Below are 6092 nucleotides of genomic sequence, written 5' to 3' on the forward strand. Positions count from 1 at the left end.
AAGTATTTCCTTTGGTAAAAAGTTCTTCATAAAGAAGGTTTAGTTATCTATTTCAATTGTTTCTGTTTTACCTTCTGCTGCTGCATCAACCAATTGTTGTGCATACTCCACAAATAAGTCATGAGAATGAGTTGCTCCTGAAATAACTTCTACAGATGAAGGGTCTTGTTTATCAACTAGAGCTTTGTTGTATACCGGAATATACTCAATAGGACCAGTCCCCACTTTTTCTTCCATTATTTTTTGGTACTCTGCGTCTTTAGATTTCAAATCTCCAGCATCATTGACATAATCATAGTCAGACTCTGTAATTTTTCCGCCTTCCGTAGTCATGTTAAAAACAACGCTCCAACCATTGTCATCAAAATTCTTTTCTTCTAATATGTAATGACCATCCTCTAACTTGCCAGATTCAGTCGAACTCGTTGTATCCTCAGAACCACATGCTGTCAAAATAAATGTCGAAGCAAAAACGACTGATGCCAATTTCAAACCTGTTTTGAATTTCATAATTAATCTCCTACCTATTTTTAAATTCTAGCTTCCCTAATAAAAATTTTTCATTCGGTCGACCATTCGTGAATAGTATAACCGTTTTCTTTTTTATTGTCTACTTTTTCACATGATATTGTCATTTTGAAAATTCATTCCCATTGTTCCTTCTATATAATTTTAAATAATTAGGTGATATCAATGTTTTTAACTTAATTTCCATTTTTTTTATTCATTTATATTTCAATAATCCTTTGATTTTACTTATTTATTTATCACAAACTTGCTCTTATATTAAGAAAAAAACTTTACAACGTTTTTTTTAGTTATCATTTTTTTTTTTGAAAAAAAGCACCTGTTCGTTGTTACTAAAGGGAATTTGTCCATAATGTGACATTTTCGGCATTTTGATGCTTTATTCTTTTTTATTGATTTAACAGTGTTTTAAACAAGAGTTTGATAATTATTTCATAAAAAAACTCATTAGCCAATTATTTTTTTGAAAAAACCCTTTTTAAAACGTGGACATATCAGTTTTTTTTTGTATACTATGTTTATTAGTTAGTTGTGAAACTTTTAACTAACTCGGTTTTATTTTAATTATTCAGTTTATTTTATTAACTTATTTTTCTTTATAGTATAAATCTTATGAAAAAAAACGATTAAAAAAGGAGCTCGAAAAAAATGACTCAAACAAATGTGGTTGTTGTTGGCGCTGGATTTGCCGGTGTTGCTGCTACAAAACAATTAGCTAAAAAACTGAAAAAAAATAAAGATGTTACGATTACTTTGATCGATCGCCATTCTTATCTTACTTATATGACAGAATTACATGAAGTGGCTGGAGGACGCGTTGAACCTGAAGCAATCCAATACGATTTACAAAGATTATTTGCTCGTAAGAAAAATGTTAACTTAGTAACTGATAACGTTACGGCTGTTGACCACGACAAAAAAATGGTTGTAACTGAAAATGGCTCTTATTCATATGATTATTTAGTTCTAGGAATGGGTGGAGAACCCAATGATTTCGGAACACCTGGTGTTAAGGAAAATGGCTTCACTCTTTGGTCATTAGAAGATGCAGTTCGCTTACGTCATCATATTGAAACAACAGTTGCAGCTGCAGCTATCGAACACGATGCAGCAAAACGCGCAGCAATGATGCGTTTCGTTATTTGTGGTTCTGGATTTACAGGGATTGAAATGGTTGGAGAATTATTAGATTGGAAAACTGTTTTAGCGAACAAATATAAATTTGACGCTTCAGAAATTGAATTGATAGTTGTAGAAGCTGCTCCAACTATCTTGAATACTCTTCCTCGTCAAGATGCTGATAAAGCTGAAAACTTCATGACGAAAAAAGGCATCAAGATTATGAAAAATGCTCCAATTATAAGTGTTGGTTCAGATTCAGTTTTATTGAAATCTGGTGAAGAAATTCCTACAAAAACATTAGTCTGGACCGCTGGCGTTAAAGCGAACACAGATACAGCAGAATTCGGAATGGAACAAGCTCGTGCTGGTCGTTTAGTTGCGAACGAATTTATGGAAGCTAAAGGGTTAGAAAACGTTTATGTTATTGGAGATCTTGTCTACTATGAGGAAGAAGAAGGAAAACCAACTCCTCAAATCGTACAAGCTGCTGAACAAACTGGTCACACTGCAGCAGTAAATGTTATTGCAGCTATTGAAGGAAATGAAAAACATAAATTCGAATCAAATTATCAAGGTACTATGGTTTCAATCGGTTCTAAATATGGCGTTGCTTATTTAATGGATAAATTCCACCTTAGCGGATTCTTAGCTATGTTAATGAAACACATTGTTAACTTAAAATATTTCTTAGATATTCGTTCTGGATACTACATGGTACAATATTTATTCCATGAATTCTTCCACATTAAAGATCAACGGAATATTTTCCGTGGCCACCTTTCTCGTTACGGTAATGTTTTATGGAGCGTTCCTTTAAGAGTCTTCTATGGTAGTATGTGGTGTTTTGAAGGAGTTAAAAAGGCCTTTGGTTTATTCGGCTCTCAAAGTTGGTTTGGTGATAACGTAGCTTTACCATTTTCATGGTTGCAAGATGTAACTAGTGGAGCTTCAGAGGCCGCCGGTGACGTTACAGAAGTCGCAAAACCGATCTTTGGCCTAAGCTATGTATACGGTGAAGAACCGATGATGGTTTTCGATCATGCTCCTGGTTGGTTTAACAGCATTATGGAATTCATGATTCCAACTCCTGAAGTCGCTTTAATTTTCCAAAAGTTCATGACTTGTGTGGAAATTGCTATTGGTTTAGCTATCATTGCTGGTTTGTTCACTTGGTTAGCTAATGCTGCTACTGTTGCTTTAGTTGTCAGCTTTGCTTTATCTGGTATGTTCTACTGGGTCAACATTTGGTTTATCTTCGCTGCTATTGCTTTGATGAATGGTTCTGGTCGCGCATTTGGTTTAGACTACTACGTGATTCCATGGATTCAAAAATTTGCCGGTAAATGGTGGTACGGTACACCTAAATCTTTATACAAATAAAAAATGATTTTATAGATTATTCATACTAGATGAGTGAAGGTAGGTCTCTCTACCTCCACTCATTTTCTTATGGATCAATTGCTGCTAAACTTCATGTATGGAGTAGAAAAAAATGTTAAGATAGAAAGAAGAACGAACGAGCTGTTCTTTTTTGTCTCTTGTTATTTTTGATTTGCTACACAAACAAGCACTCGTTATTCAACTAATCTCACCTAAATAAGGACTGGTGTCTATGACTCGAAATCAAAAACTTGTATATATTGCATTATTAGCAGCACAAGCTGTTGTTTTAAGTTTAGTCGAAAGGAGCATCCCGTTTCCTTTTGCATTTGCTCCAGGTGCTAAACTTGGTATTGCTAATCTGATTACTATCGTAGCTATCTTTACTTTACCATTAAAAGATAGTTTTACTGTAGTCTGGATGAGGCTTATTATGACGACTCTTCTTGGAGGTACATTGTCTACGTTTATGTACAGTTGCGCCGGAGCCATGCTGAGTTATGTTGGGATGCTAGCAGTAAAGCAACTTGGACCAAAGCGAGTGAGTATCATTGGAATCAGTGCTACTGGAGGTATTTTGCACAATGTTGGTCAATTAGTTGTCGCAAGTTGGATCTCCCAGACTTGGACCGTCATGCTTTACTTGCCTATTCTATCCTTTATGGGAATTTTATCCGGTATCGCGATTGGCATTGCAGCTAATTACCTAATGACTCATGTGCGAACACTAAAAAATTTCCAAAGTCATACTCAGCAACTTAACAAGAAAAAGCAACGTAACACTACATGTACAAATTCTTAAAAGTCACAATTTTATTGTACTTAACTTTATGAAATGAAAGGGGAATACACATGCAGATTCATCCAATGTGGGAAGCCTACCCTGAATTACAGTCTGAATTAATGCAAACAATCGAATTAATGGATTCGAGAATCCATCTTCGCAATAAATCAATTGAACATGCTTTAATGGATATGATGCATACTGGCGGAAAGCTGGTTCGTCCAGCTTTCACCTTATTGTTTTCAACGTTTGGCGAGGATCATGATCCTCGCCGAGCACGCGCTTTTGCGGCTGCTATTGAAATACTGCATATGGCTACTTTAATTCATGACGATGTCATTGATGACTCCCCTAAACGCCGTGGTCAATCAACGATTCAATCAAAATACGGCAAAGATGTAGCTGTGTATGCTGGTGATTATTTATTTACCGTGTCATTTAAACTGCTAACTGATTATTCTAATTCTATGAAACAAATGCAGATTAACACCAACGGGATGGAACGAATCTTAATGGGCGAAATTGACCAAATGCATTTAAGATACAACCAAAAAATAACAGTTCGGAATTATTTGACTCAAATATCTGGAAAAACAGCTCAATTATTTGCTCTTGCTTGTTATTCAGGTGCGCTAGAAGGTGGGCAATCAGAACGATTTGCTCGAAATTGCTATTATATTGGAAGTCATATTGGAATGGCATTTCAGATTATGGATGATATACTAGACTATTCTCAAACAGCTGAATCTTTTGGAAAGCCTGTTTTAGAAGATGTGAGACAAGGAATCTATTCCGCACCTCTTATTTATGCTATGCGAAAAGATCATTCTGCTTTTCAAGTACTACTTGAAAAAAAAGAGAAGATAACAAACGAAGACACCACTAAAGTCCAACAATTGGTAACGGATTTAGGCGGATTGGACGAAGCACAACAGTTGGCTGGTAAATACACCCGAAAAGCCTTAACACGCATTAATCAATTACCAGATAGTCCAGAAAAAAAAATTATTCGTAAAGTAACTATGTCATTATTAGACAGAACGATTTAAACTTTAAATCAGTATAAAACAACAAGAGATAGGCATCTTTCATCTGGCCTATGTCTTGTTGTTTTGTTTTAAAAACTTACGAGAATGGTAGAATTTTTATTTCTCAAAAAAACAGAAGTTTAAAAGGATACGCTTTCATTTTTTCACTTATAAATTTCTTTTGTGAACATTTCAGTAACAGCTAGTTTTCCAATACTTGTTTCATTTTACGCTTGCAACGGTCTAACGCATTTTTTATTTGCAGATTATCACAATTTAATTGCTGAGCAATCTCATCAATTTCTTTATTTTTTAAGTACAGAGAAAACACTTGCTGCTCTAAATTTGACAATGTATGGTGATAGCCAGCTAATTTTTCTTTAACTTGTAAAATATCTAACGCAGACAGTCCTTCTTTTCCATTCATTATGTACTGAGGACTCATTCCCTTTTCTAACATGCCATCTAATGATTCAGCAATTTTTTCGATCCGCCGTTTCTTAGCCATATCTTTTCGAATCAAACTGAAAATATGGTGTTTAAAATTCAACTTGTAGAAATTTCCAAACGTGTGTCCTTTACCTTTATCGTAAGTTTGTATTGTCTTGTGAAAGACCATCCGCGCTTCTTGCCATAAATCTTCTTGCTCATAACTTTTAAGGTAGTACTCTTTTGTTAAATTGGTTACCAAAGGATGATAACGCCTAAATAAAATTTGGAACGGATACCCATCTCCATTTTTGATTATGTTGATCAATTCGTCGTCGCTCATAAGTGAGATTGCATCTTCTTCATTGGCCAAACCTATTGCCTCCTTTAAGTGGCTGAACTAGTAAGATTAATTGGATAACGTTTGTTATTTAGATTGTCTACCATTCTCGAAAACTCTCAAAATAGCATTTAATATTTCGTTAAATCATCTCTCAATTTTTCCAATCTATCCATTTGATGATGCGACCAGGGTGAATTTCTACGATAACTTTGCAATCGATACTCTTTAGTATCGGCTTCAATTGCTTTTTTGATACGTTTGACATCACTAAAGAGTTCATTAGCTGATTTTCGCAAAGCACCTTTTTGAAAAACAATCCATTGTTCAGCAAGATCACTTGTGGCGACTGTCACTTGTGTAACTATCGTATTCTCAATTCCAACAACACGTTCTATATAACTATCCGCAGTTTCTCCTTCTTTCGTGAAAACAACCGTTAATTGATATTTTTCATACGATTTTTGGATCCCAGGAACAA

At 34.9% G+C, this 6092-nt stretch carries 6 protein-coding genes; 3 read left to right on the forward strand and 3 right to left on the reverse strand.

Going from position 1 to position 6092, the window contains the following annotated elements; all coding sequences use genetic code 11:
- Nucleotides 1-39 precede the first annotated feature (39 nt).
- Nucleotides 40-510 carry an FMN-binding protein gene (locus CAT7_RS11760; RefSeq protein WP_007725882.1) on the reverse strand — a complete coding sequence of 157 codons (471 nt, stop codon included), beginning with the start codon at nt 508-510 and terminating at the stop codon, nt 40-42.
- A gap of 666 nt (nt 511-1176) precedes the next feature.
- On the opposite strand from CAT7_RS11760, the gene CAT7_RS11765 reads away from it, so the two are divergent.
- The 3 genes from CAT7_RS11765 to CAT7_RS11775 all read left to right on the forward strand — a co-directional run bounded on the left by CAT7_RS11765 (nt 1177) and on the right by CAT7_RS11775 (nt 4863).
- A complete protein-coding gene (locus tag CAT7_RS11765; protein ID WP_007725884.1) occupies nt 1177-3030 on the forward strand; it encodes an FAD-dependent oxidoreductase in 1854 nt (617 codons plus the stop codon).
- A gap of 232 nt (nt 3031-3262) precedes the next feature.
- Nucleotides 3263-3832, forward strand: a complete 570-nt coding sequence (locus tag CAT7_RS11770) for a Gx transporter family protein (protein WP_007725887.1) — start codon at nt 3263-3265, stop codon at nt 3830-3832.
- 50 nt (nt 3833-3882) lie between these two features.
- Nucleotides 3883-4863 (forward strand): polyprenyl synthetase family protein, encoded by a 981-nt coding sequence (locus tag CAT7_RS11775; protein ID WP_007725890.1) that lies wholly within the window; start codon nt 3883-3885, stop codon nt 4861-4863.
- Between the two features lie 181 nt (nt 4864-5044).
- Here CAT7_RS11775 and CAT7_RS11780 read toward each other — a convergent pair whose 3' ends face one another.
- Nucleotides 5045-5644 carry a sigma-70 family RNA polymerase sigma factor gene (locus CAT7_RS11780; protein ID WP_007725893.1) on the reverse strand — a complete coding sequence of 200 codons (600 nt, stop codon included), beginning with the start codon at nt 5642-5644 and terminating at the stop codon, nt 5045-5047.
- Nucleotides 5645-5742: 98 nt separating this feature from the next.
- Nucleotides 5743-6092 (reverse strand): NYN domain-containing protein (locus CAT7_RS11785; RefSeq protein ID WP_007725898.1); only part of this gene is annotated, 350 nt, incomplete at its 5' end.

This window comes from Carnobacterium sp. AT7, from assembly GCF_000171855.1.
Taxonomy (GTDB): domain Bacteria; phylum Bacillota; class Bacilli; order Lactobacillales; family Carnobacteriaceae; genus Carnobacterium_B; species Carnobacterium_B jeotgali.